Source organism: Nostoc sp. 'Lobaria pulmonaria (5183) cyanobiont', from assembly GCF_002949795.1.
In the GTDB taxonomy this organism is placed as follows: domain Bacteria; phylum Cyanobacteriota; class Cyanobacteriia; order Cyanobacteriales; family Nostocaceae; genus Nostoc.
The window spans coordinates 4,430,318-4,447,756 of the sequence record NZ_CP026692.1 but is presented as its reverse complement, the minus strand read 5'-3'; the positions used below and the strand labels follow the sequence as shown (position 1 = coordinate 4,447,756).

The 17,439-nt window shown below is 42.2% G+C and carries 15 protein-coding genes and 1 other RNA gene; 10 read left to right on the top strand and 6 right to left on the bottom strand.

All coding sequences use genetic code 11. The features are described from left to right. Positions 1 to 166: 166 nt before the first annotated feature. The 5 genes from NLP_RS19525 to NLP_RS19505 all read left to right on the top strand — a co-directional run bounded on the left by NLP_RS19525 (position 167) and on the right by NLP_RS19505 (position 4,234). Positions 167 to 619, top strand: coding sequence for a DUF29 domain-containing protein (locus NLP_RS19525; RefSeq protein WP_104909938.1), 453 nt, complete (start codon positions 167 to 169; stop codon positions 617 to 619). 287 nt (positions 620 to 906) lie between these two features. Further along, entirely contained in the window at positions 907 to 1,635 is a 729-nt protein-coding gene (locus tag NLP_RS19520) for a hypothetical protein (RefSeq protein ID WP_104907839.1), read from the top strand. Between the two features lie 372 nt (positions 1,636 to 2,007). Beyond that, the gene (locus NLP_RS19515) at positions 2,008 to 2,190 is read left to right on the top strand and encodes a hypothetical protein (protein ID WP_104907838.1); all 183 of its coding nucleotides are present in this window, start codon (positions 2,008 to 2,010) and stop codon (positions 2,188 to 2,190) included. A 98-nt stretch (positions 2,191 to 2,288) separates the two neighbouring features. Then, positions 2,289 to 3,008 carry a ribonuclease III gene (gene rnc / locus NLP_RS19510; protein WP_104907837.1) on the top strand — a complete coding sequence of 240 codons (720 nt, stop codon included), beginning with the start codon at positions 2,289 to 2,291 and terminating at the stop codon, positions 3,006 to 3,008. A gap of 116 nt (positions 3,009 to 3,124) precedes the next feature. After that, positions 3,125 to 4,234 carry a Gfo/Idh/MocA family protein gene (locus NLP_RS19505; protein ID WP_199784652.1) on the top strand — a complete coding sequence of 370 codons (1,110 nt, stop codon included), beginning with the start codon at positions 3,125 to 3,127 and terminating at the stop codon, positions 4,232 to 4,234. Positions 4,235 to 4,256: 22 nt separating this feature from the next. On the opposite strand, the gene NLP_RS19500 is transcribed toward NLP_RS19505, so the two are convergent. Continuing rightward, positions 4,257 to 6,386 (bottom strand): sensor histidine kinase, encoded by a 2,130-nt coding sequence (locus tag NLP_RS19500; protein ID WP_104907836.1) that lies wholly within the window; start codon positions 6,384 to 6,386, stop codon positions 4,257 to 4,259. Between the two features lie 293 nt (positions 6,387 to 6,679). On the opposite strand from NLP_RS19500, the gene NLP_RS19495 reads away from it, so the two are divergent. The 3 genes from NLP_RS19495 (at position 6,680) to NLP_RS19485 (ending at position 9,422) form a co-directional block, all read left to right on the top strand. Then, complete coding sequence (locus NLP_RS19495; RefSeq protein ID WP_104907835.1) at positions 6,680 to 7,420, top strand: RibD family protein; 741 nt, start codon at positions 6,680 to 6,682, stop codon at positions 7,418 to 7,420. 125 nt (positions 7,421 to 7,545) lie between these two features. Beyond that, positions 7,546 to 8,727 carry a GNAT family N-acetyltransferase gene (locus tag NLP_RS19490; RefSeq protein WP_104907834.1) on the top strand — a complete coding sequence of 394 codons (1,182 nt, stop codon included), beginning with the start codon at positions 7,546 to 7,548 and terminating at the stop codon, positions 8,725 to 8,727. A gap of 311 nt (positions 8,728 to 9,038) precedes the next feature. Continuing rightward, on the top strand, positions 9,039 to 9,422 hold the full coding sequence (locus NLP_RS19485) for a DUF4346 domain-containing protein (RefSeq protein ID WP_104907833.1): 384 nt from the start codon (positions 9,039 to 9,041) through the stop codon (positions 9,420 to 9,422). A gap of 49 nt (positions 9,423 to 9,471) precedes the next feature. On the opposite strand, the gene psb32 is transcribed toward NLP_RS19485, so the two are convergent. After that, on the bottom strand, positions 9,472 to 10,206 hold the full coding sequence (gene psb32, locus NLP_RS19480; RefSeq protein WP_104907832.1) for a photosystem II repair protein Psb32: 735 nt from the start codon (positions 10,204 to 10,206) through the stop codon (positions 9,472 to 9,474). A gap of 589 nt (positions 10,207 to 10,795) precedes the next feature. Here psb32 and surE point away from each other — a divergent pair. Then, positions 10,796 to 11,476, top strand: a complete 681-nt coding sequence (surE, locus tag NLP_RS19475) for a 5'/3'-nucleotidase SurE (RefSeq protein ID WP_104907831.1) — start codon at positions 10,796 to 10,798, stop codon at positions 11,474 to 11,476. 174 nt (positions 11,477 to 11,650) lie between these two features. Here surE and rnpB read toward each other — a convergent pair. The 4 genes from rnpB to groL form a co-directional block, all read right to left on the bottom strand. After that, an RNA gene (rnpB, locus tag NLP_RS19470) (RNase P RNA component class A) lies at positions 11,651 to 12,060 on the bottom strand. A 47-nt stretch (positions 12,061 to 12,107) separates the two neighbouring features. Then, positions 12,108 to 12,803, bottom strand: a complete 696-nt coding sequence (locus NLP_RS19465) for a hypothetical protein (protein ID WP_104907830.1) — start codon at positions 12,801 to 12,803, stop codon at positions 12,108 to 12,110. A gap of 65 nt (positions 12,804 to 12,868) precedes the next feature. Beyond that, complete coding sequence (corA, locus tag NLP_RS19460; protein ID WP_104907829.1) at positions 12,869 to 14,011, bottom strand: magnesium/cobalt transporter CorA; 1,143 nt, start codon at positions 14,009 to 14,011, stop codon at positions 12,869 to 12,871. A gap of 294 nt (positions 14,012 to 14,305) precedes the next feature. After that, positions 14,306 to 15,988 carry a chaperonin GroEL gene (gene groL, locus NLP_RS19455; protein ID WP_104907828.1) on the bottom strand — a complete coding sequence of 561 codons (1,683 nt, stop codon included), beginning with the start codon at positions 15,986 to 15,988 and terminating at the stop codon, positions 14,306 to 14,308. A gap of 158 nt (positions 15,989 to 16,146) precedes the next feature. Between groL and NLP_RS19450 the strand changes: the two genes are divergently transcribed. Next, the gene (locus NLP_RS19450) at positions 16,147 to 17,229 is read left to right on the top strand and encodes an MraY family glycosyltransferase (RefSeq protein ID WP_104907827.1); all 1,083 of its coding nucleotides are present in this window, start codon (positions 16,147 to 16,149) and stop codon (positions 17,227 to 17,229) included. Positions 17,230 to 17,439: the final 210 nt, after the last annotated feature.

The following is a 17,439-nucleotide window of genomic DNA, read 5'->3' as shown; positions in this document are numbered from 1 at the left end:
CAGAACATCGTAACCTTTACATACAAGAACGCGAGACTACATCTCTAACAAAATTAATACCTCCCAATTCCTAGAGTTCGTAGGGTGCGTTACACTTTGTTAACGCACCGATGTTAATTGTAAATAGATACGAAAAATTATCTAAACATTTCCGATGGAAACTGCTATGTCTTCTTTAAAGGCGCATTCCCAAACGCTATATGAAACTGATTACTTGCAATGGATAGAAACGACTGTAGAAAAATTGCAAAGTCAGGATTACGCAAACGTTGAGTGGGAGAACCTAATTGAAGAAATTGCCGATATGGGAATGAGTGAGCGCCGGAGTCTCAAGAGTAATTTAATTGTAATTCTGATGGATTTGCTCAAATGGCAATTTCAGCCCGACAAGAGAAGTGGAAGCTGGGAAGGAAACATCATTGAACATCGTAGACGCGTTAAAGAAGCTCTAGATGATTCACCTAGTCTCAAATCCTATCTTGAGATAGTTTTTGCTGAGTGTTACACACAAGCAGTTAAGCAAGCAAAAGCTGAAACTGGCTTGTCAATGGAATCTTTTCCTGTGAACTGTCCATACCAGCTAGCAGAAGTCATAGATGATGAGTTTTTACCTCAGTAGCACTGAACCATCTAATTCGCAAAAATTACTTTCACCCCTCCAACACCTTGGAGGGGTTTTTAGTTGGTGCTAGGGTTGCTACTTGCTCTAGCGTCGTCCTATGCACAGTAGCACTGGAATGCTTTCTGCTCCCACAAGGGTGTGACCGATCGCACTTTTAGAAAAAAGGGACGGGTCTAAATTATTTACTGTTCTATCAAATTAACGTTGTTAAGTTACTCAGCAGGTGTAGTTTTCACCTCCAGGCTGTGTTAGATATTGTGACGCGAAACAGGAGTATAGATACGTTGCTAAAGCTTTCTCCCGAATCTCCTCTATTTATTGTATTAATCATTATTAGTTTTCTAGTAGTAACTTTGTCAACTTGGTTATCATCTAAACCATTTGTTTTAAAACCATTTGGAGTTAATGATATTGTCCAGTTACTCACATTAGAATTATTTATTTCTTTGTTGTTAGAGCGTTCTTTAGAAGTTTTTATAACTACTTGGCGTGGGCCATTCGTCGAACAATTAGATATTAGTATTCAGCAAGAGAAGGCTCTAATCTCTGAGAAAACAAAACTTATAGAAGGACAACAGCAACAGTTTCCTTCTTTGGAATCAAATCAAATCAGTGGACTTCCACCAGAAGGAATGAGTTTAGAACAGCAAATCATCCAAAACTTTACACAAAACCAACAAGAAGCATTAAAAATATTCAAGCCACAAATGGATGATATAAATGAAAAAGAGCGCCAAAGAACAGCCTATAAATCTGATACACGAACAATTGCTCTATGGACATCTCTTTTATTTGGTCTTTTAATGAGCGCAATAGGTGTTCGCTCAATCGAACCACTTGTAGTTATTGATTTAGATAATCCCATACAAGTAATTATTTTCCGTTGTTTAGATGCATTGCTGACAGGAGGTTTAATTGCAGGAGGTAGCGAGGGAATTCATAAGCTCATAAAAGTTTTTATCGACTTTATGGAAGCTACATCTAAACAAATCAAAAATCAGGGATCGTCTTGATAAAACCCTCAATGCAGGATAAGATTGCAAATATTAGGAAAATTATATAGCAGTCCTAAATCATTTGTGAAAATTCTATATCTCTTTTTTCTTTCTTCCCTTTGTGTCCTTGGCGTTCTTGGCGGTTCGTTTCCTTCTCTATATTTTTCACGACTCATTTAGGATTGCTATAGTTGACAGTCAAATCTGGAAATCGTTGCTTACACCAAGCGATCGCTGTCGGTGAAATATCACTAGTATTGTGTAATAAGAGTTACCTCTTGTAAAAGTGGGAATCGGTGGGCAACAAGTTTCTCAGGCTAAGATGCCCATCGATTTAACATTTTCTACTGATATACACGTGGAGAATAACTTTATTTGTATTTCTATACAATGTCTAAAAATAAAGGTAATCCAGATAACTTAAAGCCATTCACCACAGACAGAGAGCGACCACTAACTGAATATCTACATTTGCGTATCACCAAGGAAATGAAGGAAGAGGTAAAAGCTAAGGACGATCCTCCTGAATTTTGTCGTCAAGCTATCCAAGAGAAGCTAGATAGAGAGATGTAGCGAAAAGTTGTTAGATTAATAGTCCAAGAACTTTAGGTATATAAAATAGATAACTAGTTGCCTTCCTCTGCTCCCTGCCCACTTCCCCTTATTATGTAATGCCCCTCGCTTATCCACGCCGTCAGCGGCAACTCGAAAGTTTAGTCCAAAAATTTGGTTTGTCGCTAGAAGCACCTATAAAGTGGGAACTGCTGGATTTAGCGCTAACTCATCCCACTGTCTCTGATTCGGCAAATTATGAACAGCTAGAGTTTGTTGGCGATGCAGTGGTGCGGCTAGTATCAGCTGTTGTGTTATGGGAAAATTATCCCGATTGTCCCGTGGGCGATTTTGCGGCAATTCGTTCAGTGTTGGTGAGCGATCGCATCCTTGCTCAATTGGCCAGAGGTTATGGTTTGGAGTTATACTTACTAGTCGCTGGCAGTGCTACCGCTGATAAAGTTGGTCTAGAGTCACGACTGGCAGATGCTTTTGAAGCAGTTTTGGGTGCGCTTTACTTAAGTACTCAAAATCTGGAATTGATTCGCTCTTGGTTAGATCCCCACTTCCACCAACTAACAACAGAAATTCGCCTCGATCCTGCCAGACTTAATTACAAAGCTGCTCTCCAAGAATGGACTCAGGCGCAATTTAAAGTTTTACCAGAGTATCGGGTTGTGGAAGTCGCTCAACCGCATCGCAATCAAGAACGTTTCATGGCTGAAGTGTGGCTGCACGGAAACAAACTCGGAGAAGGTAAGGGGCGATCGATCAAAACTGCTGAACAAGCCGCAGCTAAAGTAGCTTTTTTAGCAATCTCTAGTCCGCAAATACCCTGAGCTTAAAAGAAGGGCGATTAGTCGATAATCAGTTGATTGTCAGTGGTAATTTGTCCCTCGTCCTTTGTATACAAATAACTAATGACAAATAACAAATGACAAATGATAAATGACAAATGACAAATAAAATTAATATTGCTGTCATCGGAGTTGGGCGTTGGGGAGTGCATCTGCTGCGGAATTTCTTAGCACATCCCCAAGTAAAGGTAGTTGCTGTAGTAGACCCCCATCCAGAACGATTAGCCGCGGTCAAGCAGCAGTTTAATTTAGATAAAAATGTACTATTAACAACCCAGTGGCAGGATTTAAAGACAGTGCCAGGGTTGATAGGAGTGGCGATCGCGACTCCTGCTACCACCCACTACGCTTTAATGAAAGACGCTCTCCAACAGGGATACCATGTTTTGGTAGAAAAACCCCTAACTCTCAATCCAGTAGAATGTCGGGAACTTTGCAATTTAGCAGAACAGCATCATTTGATACTAATGGTTGACCATACTTATTTATTTCATCCAGCAGTTAAGCGAGGAAAAACTGTAGTACAAGCAGGGAAATTAGGTGATTTACGCTATGGCTACGCCACCCGCACCCATTTAGGGCCTGTCCGGCAAGATGTTGATGCGCTCTGGGACTTAGCCATTCATGATATTGCAATCTTTAACGCTTGGCTTGGTCAAATTCCTGTGCAAGTACAAGCAACGGGTACTGTGTGGCTACAGGGAGCAGGGGAGCAGGGGAGCAGGGGAGCAGAGGACAAGAAAGATACAAATTCTCCTCTGCCTCAAGGTTTGGCTGATTTAGTATGGGTAACACTGACATACCCAGATGGCTTTCAAGCTTATATTCATTTGTGCTGGCTAAATCCTGATAAACAGCGACGGCTGGGGATTGTAGGTAGCCTTGGCAGCTTGATTTTTGATGAAATGTCAATATCATCACCCCTAACTCTGCTACATAGTGAGTTTGAACAGCAAGGCAATCAATTTATTCCTGTGAATCAAAGCCAGATAGCGCTGGAATTAGAGCCAGGAGAACCATTGCAGCGAGTTTGCTCCTCTTTTGTTGCCTCTATTCTCAACAATACTCCCTCAGATATCTCGTCTGGCTGGGTAGGCGCTGAGTTAGTAGAAATTCTTGCTGCTTTAACAGTATCTCTTGAGCAAGGCGGTAAACCTGTTTTTTTGAGCGATCGCATCGTCAAGGAGCAAAAGTTTCAGGAGTACTGATGAATATGGACTTTTAGCTAAATTACCTCTTGAAAGTCCCATTTGCACAAACTCCTCCTTTTGGAAGACTTACCAAAATAGTTTGCAAGGGCGAAAGACGAATCTCGCAAGTTTCATTTCCAAATAGCAACTGGGACTTCGGGAACTTTTCTTTGTCTACCTCTATTTTCACAGACTTGGCGATGCCCAAAGAGGAACTTCCTACAGACTCCTGTAGGCTGGGATAGCGGCTTGCCTTTACTGGCTCATTCCCAGAGGAGAATCCCACATCCCCGACATTTGCTTCTTTATTTGGAACAGCTAACAGCGAGATATCAATCAAAGGTAAGGTAATTTTTAGTGTCGTACCTTGATGAAGTCCCGCACTCTCAAGAGTAATGCTACCTCCCATGAGTTCGATTAAGTTTCGTGAAATCGCTAGTCCTAGTCCAGTACCTTCAAACTGGCGTGTTGTAGTGCCATTCACCATTACAAAAGGGCGAAATAGTTTGTGCTGTTGAGTCGGATCGATGCCTATACCTGTATCTTTGACAGCTACTACCACCTGAGATTTACCATTACTAGATTGAATTTCTGTAGCAATGGTGATGCTTCCGGTGTCGGTGAACTTGGTGGCGTTGCCGATAACATTAATCAGCACTTGCTTTAGTTTTCCCGCGTCTGCCTTAATTGGGATCGCTTGGGGAGCTAACTCACATTTCAATTGCAAGCCCTTTTGTTGGACATTAACTGATTGTAAATTAATTACCTCTAACAATAGTTGTCGGAGATCAATAGGTGTAGAGACTACCGAAAGCTTACCTGCTTCGATTTTAGAAATGTCGAGTAAATCATTAATAATACCTAGCAAGTGAATCGTTGTTTCATCGGCACGTTTGAGAAACTCCATTTCTTCTTCCCGGTCATCACATAAGCCCTCTTCAACGAGGCGAATACAGTTAATAATAATATTTAATGGGTTTCTCAATTCATGGGAAGTTGTAGCCAAAAACTGGCTTTTAATCTGGTTAGCACTTTTTGCTTCTTTCCAAGCTATTTCTAATTCTTCCGATCCAGCTTTAAGCCGTTCTACCATTTGGTCTAATGCTTGGGCCAGTTGATTGAATTCCCGAATTTGAAAATTGTGCGGAACTGGTTGTGCGGCATGGTGAGAGTGAATATTGAGAGCGTAGTCTCGCAATTCTTCTACAGGACGTGCCAAGTAAGGAGCTAAATATAGGGATGCTAACAAACTTGCACCAATCAAACCGACTGTCAAAACGATAAGAATTAATTTAATTTCCTCTAAACCAAAAAGCGCATTCTCGACGCTAGTAACAGCTAAAACTATCCATTTTTGTTGCTGCTGTTGAGTAAGTGGACTTGCAATAGCTGTATAGCCAGCTACTAATTCTTTGTCCTGTGTAAAAGACAAATTTATCGAATCGTTTTTTCCCGTAATTGCATTTTTAATTATGCTTTTGATTTGGGAAGCATGAGGGTGCTGATTGATATTAGTTCCCACCCAATCTGTGAATGGGTGTGCCAAAATTGTGCCATCTTCAGCAATGACTACCATAGCGCCCGTGAGCGATCCCGGCGGATTTCTGGTTTGTTGGTACAATGCAGACTGAATACTTAAGCTGTAAACTGAATTTCTTCGGCTGTTAAAGACTGGTGCAGATAAAACTACTTGCAGCTGATTTTGTGTGTTTCTTTTCCCAGTCATTCCTGCTTTTGGCAGGAAGATTGCTTTGACATCAATTCCCTCACTAGGCAAAGGTAATCTCAATTCGCCAATTTCTCGATCCCCACAGCTACTAGCAATTAGCTTGTGGTTTAGGAGACTTGTTAATTGGATGCACTCGATACTGGCTGGAAGTTGTTGCCTTAACTGCGTGAGAATTTCTTGCTCTTGTATAGGTGAATCCGACGGAATAACCGTTGTTTTGCTTACACTCTGTAAATTAGCTTTTAAGATTGCGATCGCATCATCAATTCTCTCCCCTTTACTAATAGCGCTTTCTGTTAAATTTTGCCGTGCCGTTCTCAATATACTAGAACGTGCCTTATTCAAGGCAACAATTTCGCCTACAAGTAAAACTGGAACAAACAGCAGCAATATTCTCGTTACTAAAATTCGACGAAAGGAAGATTGGCGGGGATTATTCATCGACTGTCTCACTTTGCACCTGCAATCTACAACACCAAAGATATGCAATTAGACCAGCTAGATGAGACATTTTATTAAATTATCAGAATTTTATTTTCAATGTTTAAAAATAACAAATTGCTATAATTCAAAAAGAAACGTGGTATACCAAAACTCGTATATGCTAGATGTAAAAGCGATTTATGTTGCATATCAATACAGTGGTAAAATTATAAAACAGTAGCTTGCAGGTATGGTTTTTTTGAGAATATACATACGACTAAAGTAAATATTAAAACTATCAAATCAATTTAATGTTCCAACATCGTCCTCATACTATAGTTGTTTTAGCAATGAGTGCAGATGGCAAGATAGCAGATTTTAAGCGATCGCCTGCTCGGTTTGGCTCAAGGGTTGATAAAGCGCATTTAGAAAAACAAATTGCTGCCTCTGATGCCGTTTTATTCGGTGCTGGTACTCTGGACGCTTATGGAACAACACTTACTGTAACCGATCCAACTCTAGTGCAACTTCGGGCGCAAGCAGGGAAGCCTCGGCAACCAGTTCATATAGTGATTACAAACTCTGCAAACCTTAATCCGGAAATATACTTTTTTAAGCAACCAGTTAGACGCTGGCTACTCACCACAACAGCAGGAGCATTTTCGTGGAAAGAACGCTTACAGACGCTTTCCTCAACTCTGGGAACCGGAGTACAGGAGTACCCTCCAGAATTTGAGAATATTCTGGTTTTTGAAACACCAACGCGAGAAATTGACATTTCCGCAGCTTTGAAGCATCTAGCCACTCTACATATAACACGCTTGGCAATCTTGGGTGGAGGTGAATTAGTCGCTTCCTTGCTGGAATTAGATTTAATTGATGAATTATGGCTAACTGTCTGTCCACTGATTTTAGGTGGTAATACTGCACCCACACCTGTAGAAGGGAAAGGATTTTTACCTGATTTGGCTCCCAAGTTACAACTCATAGAAGTTCATACAGTTGAGCAAGAAGTGTTTTTGCACTATCGCCTGCAACGACCAGCAGATTAGATTACGCTAAGTAAAGTTATTGGGTATTGAGGATGGAGCATTGGGCATTGATTATTTTCCTCTGCTCCTCTGCTCCCCCACTCCCTACTCCCTACTCCCTACTCCCTACTCCCTACTCCTCTAAGATGGTGGAACAACTTAAGCCTCGCTATTCTGTCTTTTGGACGAACAAAATCGCTGAAGTACCCCAAAATGCCTGGAATGCTTTGGCAATGCCACTCAAAACACCATTTTTAGAATGGGAATGGTTGAACAATCTCGAAACCTCCCAGAGTGTTACGGCTAAAACTGGTTGGTTGCCAAATCACTTGACACTGTGGCGAGATAAAACGCTGATTGCGGCGGCGCCACTCTATCTTAAAGGACATAGTTCTGGTGAATTTATTTTCGATCACCAATGGGCAGAGTTAGCCGATCGCATCGGAGTCCAATATTACCCAAAATTGCTGGGAATGACACCATTCACCCCAGCAGAAGGTTATCGGTTCTTAATCGCCCCAGGAGAAGATGAGGATGAAATCACAGCGCTGATGGTGCATGAAATTGACACTTTTTGCTCCAAAAATCGGATTTCTGGGTGTCATTTTCTCTACGTCGATCCCCAATGGCGTCCGATGCTGGAACGGCACGGCTTTACAACTTGGCTGCACCACAGCTATATCTGGGAAAATGCTGGCTTTAAAACTTTTGATGACTACTTGAAGGTGTTTAACGCCAATCAGCGCCGCAATATCAAGCGGGAACGCAAAGCTGTGGAAAAAGCAGGTTTACGATTGCAACCACTAGCTGGCGATCAAATTCCTCAGTCTTTGTTTCCCTTGATGCACCAATTCTATGCTGACACCTGTGATAAGTTTGGCTGGTGGGGTAGTAAGTATCTCACACGGAGGTTTTTTGAGCAGCTACACACCGATTATCGCCATCGAGTCTTGTTTGTTGCCGCATATAGCGAAGAAGATAACTCTCATCCTTTAGGAATGTCTTTTTGTTTATTTAAAGGTGACAAACTCTATGGACGCTATTGGGGGAGTTTTCAAGAAATAGATTGCTTACATTTTGATGCTTGTTATTATGCACCAATTGAGTGGGCGATCGCTAACGGCATCCAAATTTTTGACCCTGGCGCGGGTGGGCGTCACAAAAAACGGCGCGGTTTCCCCGCTATGCCCAATCACAGTTTGCATCGCTTTTATAATAATCGTTTAGGACAAATTTTACTTCCCTATATTAAGGAAGTGAACCAACTCGAACAGCAGCAGATTGAGGCAATTAATGCAGAGTTGCCATTTAGTGAGAAAAATGCTTGAGGAAAAGGAAGTACTTTCGTAACAGAGTTTGCCGAATAATTAAGCTTTACTCGGCAAACAGATGCAAATTTTCCTTATTTTCAAAATTGTGAAATTATACTGTTGGCGATTGAGACGATATTTCTGCTACCATTCGTCAAAATTCACCGTCTTAAATCCCTTCCCGAATAATAGCACATCCTCTGATTTACTTTTAAGTAAAAGGAATCAAAAATATCTGAAAGATATCAAGAAGACTAAGTAAGATAGGAATTACACTTGATATAGAGTGTAAAAACCCTCAAGAAAGAAAATTTCTTTTTATAATGCTTATGGATTTGATAGTTGAAGATTTAGCCGCAATTGATGATAAACTTTCCCAGCGTCATATTGACCTCGATCCCGGTGGATACTTCATTATTTACTTGGATCGAGACGCAGGGTTAATTTATGCCAAGCATTTTACAAATGTGATTGACGATCGCGGTTTAGCTGTCGATCCTGAAACGGGAAAGGTAATTCCGGCGCGAGAAAAGGTAGAACGAACTCATACAACAGTTTTTAGCGCCAGAACGGCGAAAGAACTTTGCGTGAAAATTTTTGAAGAAACTCAGCCCTCTCCTGTAACTCAATTAGATCATGCAGCTTATTTAGGTCGAGAATTTGTCCGGGCTGAGGTAGCTTTAGTTATAGGGCAAGAGTATGTTCAAGATTAAAGTTAGGAGTTAAGAGTTAGAAATTCATAACTCCTAACTCCTAATGCCATTACCCATTAGATGAAGGCTGATTTATCTGATAGATATAGTAAGTTGCCATTGGGATAACGGTGGCAGCAATTAACAATCCTACTACCCAAGCAGTAGCGTTACCCTGGTTGGTTTCTTCTGCTTTCTTGAAAGTGCCTCCTACCTGCACATTGTCAGTTATTTGGGGTGGTCCTGGATCGGCTTTGCCAGAGAGAACGGCGACAAGGCGATCGCTTGCATCGAGAAATGCCTGATTGTATTTGTCACCATTGCGTAACGGCACACTTACTGTTTCAGTAGCTACACTCTCGGCAATAGAGTCAGTAAGCATTGGCTTGACTCCATCCCCAGTAATAATGGCCGTACCGTTGGTAACAGTATCAAGAACCAACAAAGTTTGATTAGCTTGGGCTGCTTTTGTCGGAAACCATTTTTCAAACAGTTCTTTACTAAAGCTTTCTGGTGTTTCACCGTAGTCGAGGCGGCGAACAGTAACAATTCTTACTTCCTTATCTGTTTGCTTTGCCAAATCCTCAAAAGCGCTGCTAATTTTGCCTTCATTCAGACGGCTGATGACTTCACCTTGATCCAAAACCCAGGTATTCCCTGCTGTCAGGTCGGGTATTTGATACACACCCGTGGCTAAAGCAGGTGTGGCAAACAACGAGGCTGCGAAAATAACCGTCACCAAAGGTAGAATTAGTCGGATGAGGTGTTTTTGACTGCTAAAAACTTGTTTGAGGAGCTGTTTCATCGTGTGATCCCTAAGACAGACTTGCACCAAAAATATTACAGAACCACTGCAAAAATCACCTCGTTCCCGATTTTCTTCAGTGTAAAATTTCTGATATTCCCAGCAAATATGTATATTGTACGGGATTTTTGATTACACAAACTTGTTCTGAGGGCGGTTGCAAGCATTAAACTGACGCTAAATCCGTTACTAGTCACAAGGAATACCGCCCATTTTGGGAATTAACCCAAATGCTTAGGGCGGAATTTGCAAACCATCTAAAAATCATATCGCATGATTCATATTTTGGTTCAGCAACGCCATATTTTTTCATATCTGCGAGTAGCTTTTCCTGGCGTACTGATTAGATTAGATATCTGAGTGAAAAAGAATGTAAAGACGTTATACTGCTACTTCTCTACGAGGGTTCTGGACAATGCATATTTAATTTATATACAGCAGATTTCCAGTAGGTGAGGTAGACAAAGATTCGTCTGTTACCCAGGTATAAAGTGTGTTTGTTTTACTTCTGAATTCTGTTGTAGATGTCTATGTGATGGTTGATATCTGCATTTTTCTGATATTTGAGCTAAATCAATATCATATAGACATGACTATACTTTTAACTAACGACGATGGCATTGATGCCCCCGGTATCCAAGCGCTGCTCAAAGCTGTAAACGGCAGAAATTCTATTATCGCTGCTCCTGCCGATCATCAGTCTGGCTGTGGACATCAAGTTACTACGACTCGTGCTATCAACCTCCAACGACGTTCTGAGACTGAGTATGCGATCGCAGGTACTCCCGCTGATTGTGTGAGAATTGCCATAACACAAATTCCCGCAGATGTCAAACTCGTACTTTCAGGCATCAATGCTGGGGGAAACTTAGGAGTCGATGCCTACATTTCTGGCACAGTGGCCGCCGTGCGGGAAGCCGCGATGCACGGTATTCCTGGAGTTGCCATTTCCCAGTATCGCAAAGCCAAACAGAATTTTGATTGGGATCTAGCTGCCAAATTTACAGCTGAAGTTTTAGCGGATTTACTCAAGCGTCACTTAGAACCAGGAAGCTTCTGGAATGTGAATCTGCCGCATCTGCAACCAGGAGAACCAGATCCTGATGTGGTATTTTGCCAAGCCTGTACCAAACCTTTACCCGTGAACTATCGAATCGAAGGCAATGATTTTTATTATGTAGGAGAATATGGCAAACGCGATCGCACTCCTGGTAGCGATGTAGATGTATGTTTTTCCGGCAATATCGCCGTCACCCAATTAAGAGTTTGACATCAGCCATCAGTTACTAGTTAACTGTTTAGGCTATTACAAATTACAAGTTATTTGGACATTGAGGAGAGCTTGTAGGGCTATTAATTAATCTTATGGCTAATTTAGCGATCGCACAAAATCCTACAAAAAGAATGGAGTACAAACCGTCAAAGGTTTATACTCCATTGCAAGGGAGAGAGCAGGACATAAGCCGGGTTCTGTTCTCTTACGAGGGCAGTTATCTATCTGGGACGTTTGTTACCAAACGCCTCAAGCGGCTCTCATTCAGCGGAACTGGTAAAAGACCAACCGTAGTTCCTATCGCCTTGCTCCCAACCGGGGTTTACCGAGCCAGCACCTCTCGATACTGCTGGTGCGCTCTTACCGCACCTTTGCACCCTTACCAAATTTGTCCTTTGTCCTTTGTCCTTTGTTATTTCACAAATGACTAATGACTAATGACTAATTGGCGGTATCTTTCTGTGGCACTATCCTCACGATCGCTCGCACTGGACGTTATCCAGCAAGTTTGGTCTTTCGGGAGTCCGGACTTTCCTCAAATCAGTAACTATGACTGATCTGCAACCGCCTGCGCCTACTCTCTCCTTAAATCCAGTGTACCCGGTTGACAGAAGGGGTTGACACGGCATTACTTTTTTTTATTCCAAGGTAGAGCGTAAGTCCAAGGTAGTTTCCTGACTGTGAAAGGACAATTGATAATACTAATGGGAGGAAAATCGCCACCTGGGGCTAGACCTATACGTACCTCAGATATCCTAAGCACTAATTGCAGAGAAAAATCCAACTCTTTTTTTCTGTTAAAAAAGTCGTTGTACAACTTTTTTTGCCCTTTTTGTAGTCCGTTGATATCAATTAGTGGTTTTTTTGCTGAATAAGTTCCAGCTACTTGATCACGCTGGAAAACATCTTCTGCTGTCACTGTTTCAGAAAGTGTTTTCTTGGGAGCAATCAAACTAGGACTTTGGGGTACTGCTAAGTCGCGGGTTAAGTCGGGTGATTTCCGAATTACGCGGCGCGATTGCTTACTATGTTCAACGACTAAAGAACTATTATCCCAGTCAACGTATAGGGCGACATTATCCGATTTATTTTCGATACTAATTCCTAAATCTTTCAAATCGTCAATTGGGTATGAGGATTTGAGTTTAAAGGAAATTCCAATTTTATCGTCGAGATTATGTTCTTTGAGTTGCTCGTCAACAATTCCTTTTTTAAACTCAAATTTAACTTGATCGTCGATGGATTCAATCATGCGGTTGAAAACATAAGAAACACCGATAATATAAATCGTCAAAACTACTAAATTCTGGTCGCTACTCCTCATAACTCAAAAATCTTAACTCCTGGTGCTAATGAATGTATATTTGACTTGTCGCTAATCTACAATTTTTAATGGCGCTTAATTTCTACAGAATTTTGCAGCCAGCCTCGTCGCCAAAAAAAGAATAGCAAACCAAATGCGATCGCTAACATCAATGCCCAGCAAAGTGGATAGCCCCAATACCAATTCAATTCAGGCATATTATATGGCGATTTTTCAGTATTGAAATTCATACCATATATTCCGGCAATAAAAGTCAGTGGAATAAAAATTGTTGAAACTATCGTTAGCACCTTCATGATTTCATTCATTTTATTACTCACTGCCGAAAGGTACACATCCATTAATCCAGACGCTAGTTCTCGATAAGTTTCTACCATATCCATCACTTGCACTGTATGGTCATAACAATCTCGCAGGTAGATTCGCACTTCTTCACAAATCAAATCGGGATCATCTCGAATCAAGGAATTAATTGCATCTCGCTGGGGCCAGATAGCACGACGTAGTTGCAGTAATTCTCGCCTAATTTGATAAATGTTTTGTAGTGTTTGTGGAGTAGGTCTGACTATTACCTCCTCTTCTAACTCTTCAATTCGCTCTCCATAAAGCTCCAGCACTGGAAAAAAGCCATCAATAATTGCATCTAATACAGCGTAAGCTAAATAATCCGCTCCCTGTTTGCGGATGAGACCTTTATTTTTTTCAATTCGCGATCGCACTCCTTCAAAACAATCATGTTCTGGTTCTTCTTGTACTGTCAGCAAATAATTTTTCCCTAATATCAAACTCACTTGCTCGCTGTAAAAACCACATGTTTTTTCCTTTGCTACTACCATCCGGGCAATGAATAGCAATTGGTCTTCATAATCCTCTATTTTGGGACGCTCTGGTACATTAACTATATCTTCTAAAACTAGAGGAGGTAACTTAAAAACCTTACCCAATCGTTGTAATATGTCTTGACTGCCTAAACCTTGTACGTCTATCCAAGAAATCGATTCCGCCTCCAGATAGGGGACACACTCCTCTGGAGTTTCTATTTGTTCGCGAATGAAATTGGTTTGGTTATAGTCAATCAAAAAAATTACTGGTAGTGGAGCATCTGCATCAATAAAAATGGTTCCAGGTATAGTCCCTGGTTGGTGATGGAACTCGTCTTCATAAAGCTTGGGAACTATTTTAGGAAGGCGACGTACTTTTCGTGCCATGCAATATTACCTAATAGTAATTTGTCATTGGTCATTGGTCATTGGTCATTTGTCATTAATAAATAACCAAGGACATAAGGATAACTTACACGTTATTTTATAAATATTAATATAAAGTCGGTAATTTCTAAATTAGGCAATTATTTAGGTTGCTAATTCGATCGTCACCCAGGTTTAATCTGACGAATTACGAATTGGTATAACATATTGCCTCTGAATCAGCAATGTTACAAAAAAACAGTTTGCCTTAGCAAGACAAACTGTTTAAAAAATATTTATCTGGGTCAGCAGAAGTTAGAACATACCCATGCCGCCCATGCCGCCCATACCGCCCATGCCACCCATGCCACCCATGCCGCCCATGCCGCCCATATCAGGGGCAGGAGCAGCAGATTTCTTCTCTGGCTTTTCAACAACGATCGCTTCGGTGGTTAAGACCAAACCAGCAATGGAACCAGCGTTTTGCAAAGCTGAACGCACGACTTTGGCAGGGTCGATAATACCAGCAGCAATCAAGTCTTCAAATTCGCCAGTAGCGGCGTTGTAGCCAATGTTGAAGTCGCTATCCCGGACTTTCGAGACGATTACAGAACCTTCAGCACCAGCGTTGTCTGCTATTTGGCGCAAGGGGGCTTCTAGCGCTCGTTCAACAATATCAGCCCCAATTCTTTCTTCGTCATTTTGTAAGGTCTTTTTAATCGCTTCTACGGCCTTAGCTAAGCGAATTAAGGTTGTCCCACCACCAGGAACAATACCTTCTTCCACAGCAGCTTTAGTAGCATTCAGCGCGTCTTCAATCCGCAGTTTGCGGTCTTTGAGTTCGGTTTCGGTTGCCGCACCCACTTTAATCACTGCCACGCCGCCAGCAAGCTTGGCGATGCGTTCTTGGAGTTTTTCTTTATCGTAATCAGAATCAGTTTCTTCCAACTGTCTGCGAATTTGACCGATCCGCTTTTGTACCTCTGGCTTAGTGACACTGCCAGCGACAATTGTGGTGGTTTCTTTGTCAATGGTGATTTTGCGGGCAGTTCCCAGCGCTTCTAGAGAAGCGGTATCCAAGCTTAAGCCGATTTCTTCAGAAATCAACTGTCCATCGGTGAGAATGGCAATATCTTCTAACAAAGCTTTGCGGCGATCGCCAAACCCAGGCGCTTTAATCCCAGCCACGGCTAGTACACCGCGCGCTTTGTTCACCACCAGAGTTGCCAAAGCATCACCTTCGACATCTTCAGCGATAATTAGCAAAGGCTGACCAGAACGGGCAACTTTTTCTAAAATCGGCACTAAATCTTGGATGCTGCTGATTTTTTTATCTGTCACTAAGATTCGGGCGTTTTCAAATTCGACAATTTGCCGCTCGTTGTTGGTGACGAAGTAGGGAGAAATATAGCCCCTGTCAATCTGCATCCCCTCAACTACTTCTAGTTCGGTGGTTAGGGATTTGGATTCTTCAACGGTAATTACACCATCTTTGGTGACTTTTTCCATTGCTTGAGCTAACATTTGGCCAACTTCTTCATCGTTACCAGCAGAGACAGTGGCAACTTGAGCGATCGCACTTCCTTCTATCGGCTTGGCTATCCTGGCAATTTCTTGCACCAGGGCCTCAATAGTTTTGTCGATCCCGCGTCTCAAGCTAACAGGGTTACTACCTGCCGCGACGTTCTTCAAACCTTCTCGAATCAAGGCTTGTGCTAAAACTGTGGCGGTGGTTGTACCATCCCCAGCGACATCTTTAGTTTTTGAGGCCACTTCCTGGATGAGTCTTGCACCAGTATTTTCCAAAGGATCTTCTAATTCAATTTCCTTGGCAACAGTGATACCATCGTTGACAATTTGAGGTGCGCCAAATTTTTTCTCTAAAAGGACATTACGACCTTTGGGCCCCAAAGTGATTTTTACGGCATCGGCAAGGGCGTTAACACCCCTTTCTAAAGATCGCCGCGATTCCTCGTCAAATGCAATAATTTTCGCCATGTTTTATTTCTCCAGCGCTTCCATTAGACAATTTAGCACTCACAGCGCCAGAGTGCTAATCTCTCAAGCGGCTCAAGTTACAAATGGAAATAAAAAAAATTGATTAATATACAGGTGATGCTCATATTAGATACTGGCAGTAATGCTTGAATTGGGAGATGAATCTAGACAACTCCCTTAAGTCCCTTGGTATTGCCGACCCTAGCGGCACCGGCTGGTTGGCAGTAGTATTTACGTTCCTCTTGGCTTGGCTTGTAACTTGGCGTTTAATTCCGACAGTACGCAAATTCGCCTTGCGGGTAGGTTGGGCTGACCAACCCAATGCACGACGACTCAACCGAGAACCTTTACCCAATGCTGGGGGGCTGGCTATCTACGCGGGTGTGATTGCCGCGCTGGTATTAGCTAGCCTTTTACGACCGATCGAACTTCAAAACGTATTGGCTCAGGTACTGACTATTCTGTTGGGAGGTTCGATATTAGTTCTTGTGGGCTTTATCGACGATCAGTTCGGCTTACCGCCCTCTGTGCGATTGTGGGCACAAATTGTCACGGCGCTGTTGCTCGTAGCTAATGGGATCAGCGTCAAAGTCCTGTTTGGCACTCCCATTGACTCGCTTCTGTCCATGTTACTAACAGTACTATGGGTAGTAGGGATTACCAACGCCATCAACTTGATGGATGGTATGGATGGCTTGGCAGGAGGAATTAGCTTTATTACCGCCATGAGTTTGTTGGGCGTTGCAGCTCAATTTAATAATCGTGCCGCGGCAATCTTAGTACTTGCAGCATTGGGAGGTGCTGCGCTGGGATTTTTGCGCCATAATTTCCATCCATCACGAATTATTATGGGTGATGCCGGAGCATACTTTTTTGGCTATGTCCTGGCAGCAACTAGTATTTTAGGCAAACTGCAACAAAACACAGTTTATGCGCTAATTCCTACGGTTTTATTTCTGTTGTTACCGGTGGTAGATACTACTCAAGTATTTGTACGGCGGCTACTAGCAGGAAATAACCCTCTTAGTACTCCTGGCAAAGACCATCTGCACCACCGCTTACTTGCTTGGGGACTCTCCCAGCGCAATGCTGCGTTTACCCTTTGGTCAATTACCTTAGTTTTCAACTTGCTGGCGATGAGAATACAAGGTATGAGTTTGGCTGTGATGCTGACAACCGCCACTAGTATTATCCTGCTTTTGGGCTTTACTGTCTGGCAAAGGATACGCCAACAGCCTTAGTTGCTTGTAGGGTGGGCATTGCAGTGCTAGCCCTACTATGGTTTATTCTGTGCATGAAAGCGATGTCTGTCTTGAGAAGTTCACAGACGCTCGTAGACTCGCTATCGGTGCGCTAAGGCATCATGTAAAAATAAGTTGTACAAAATTTATTTGGAATACCTTACTGAGAGGCTATAAGAGATTTACGAGCCGTGAAGTTAGTTTAGAAGT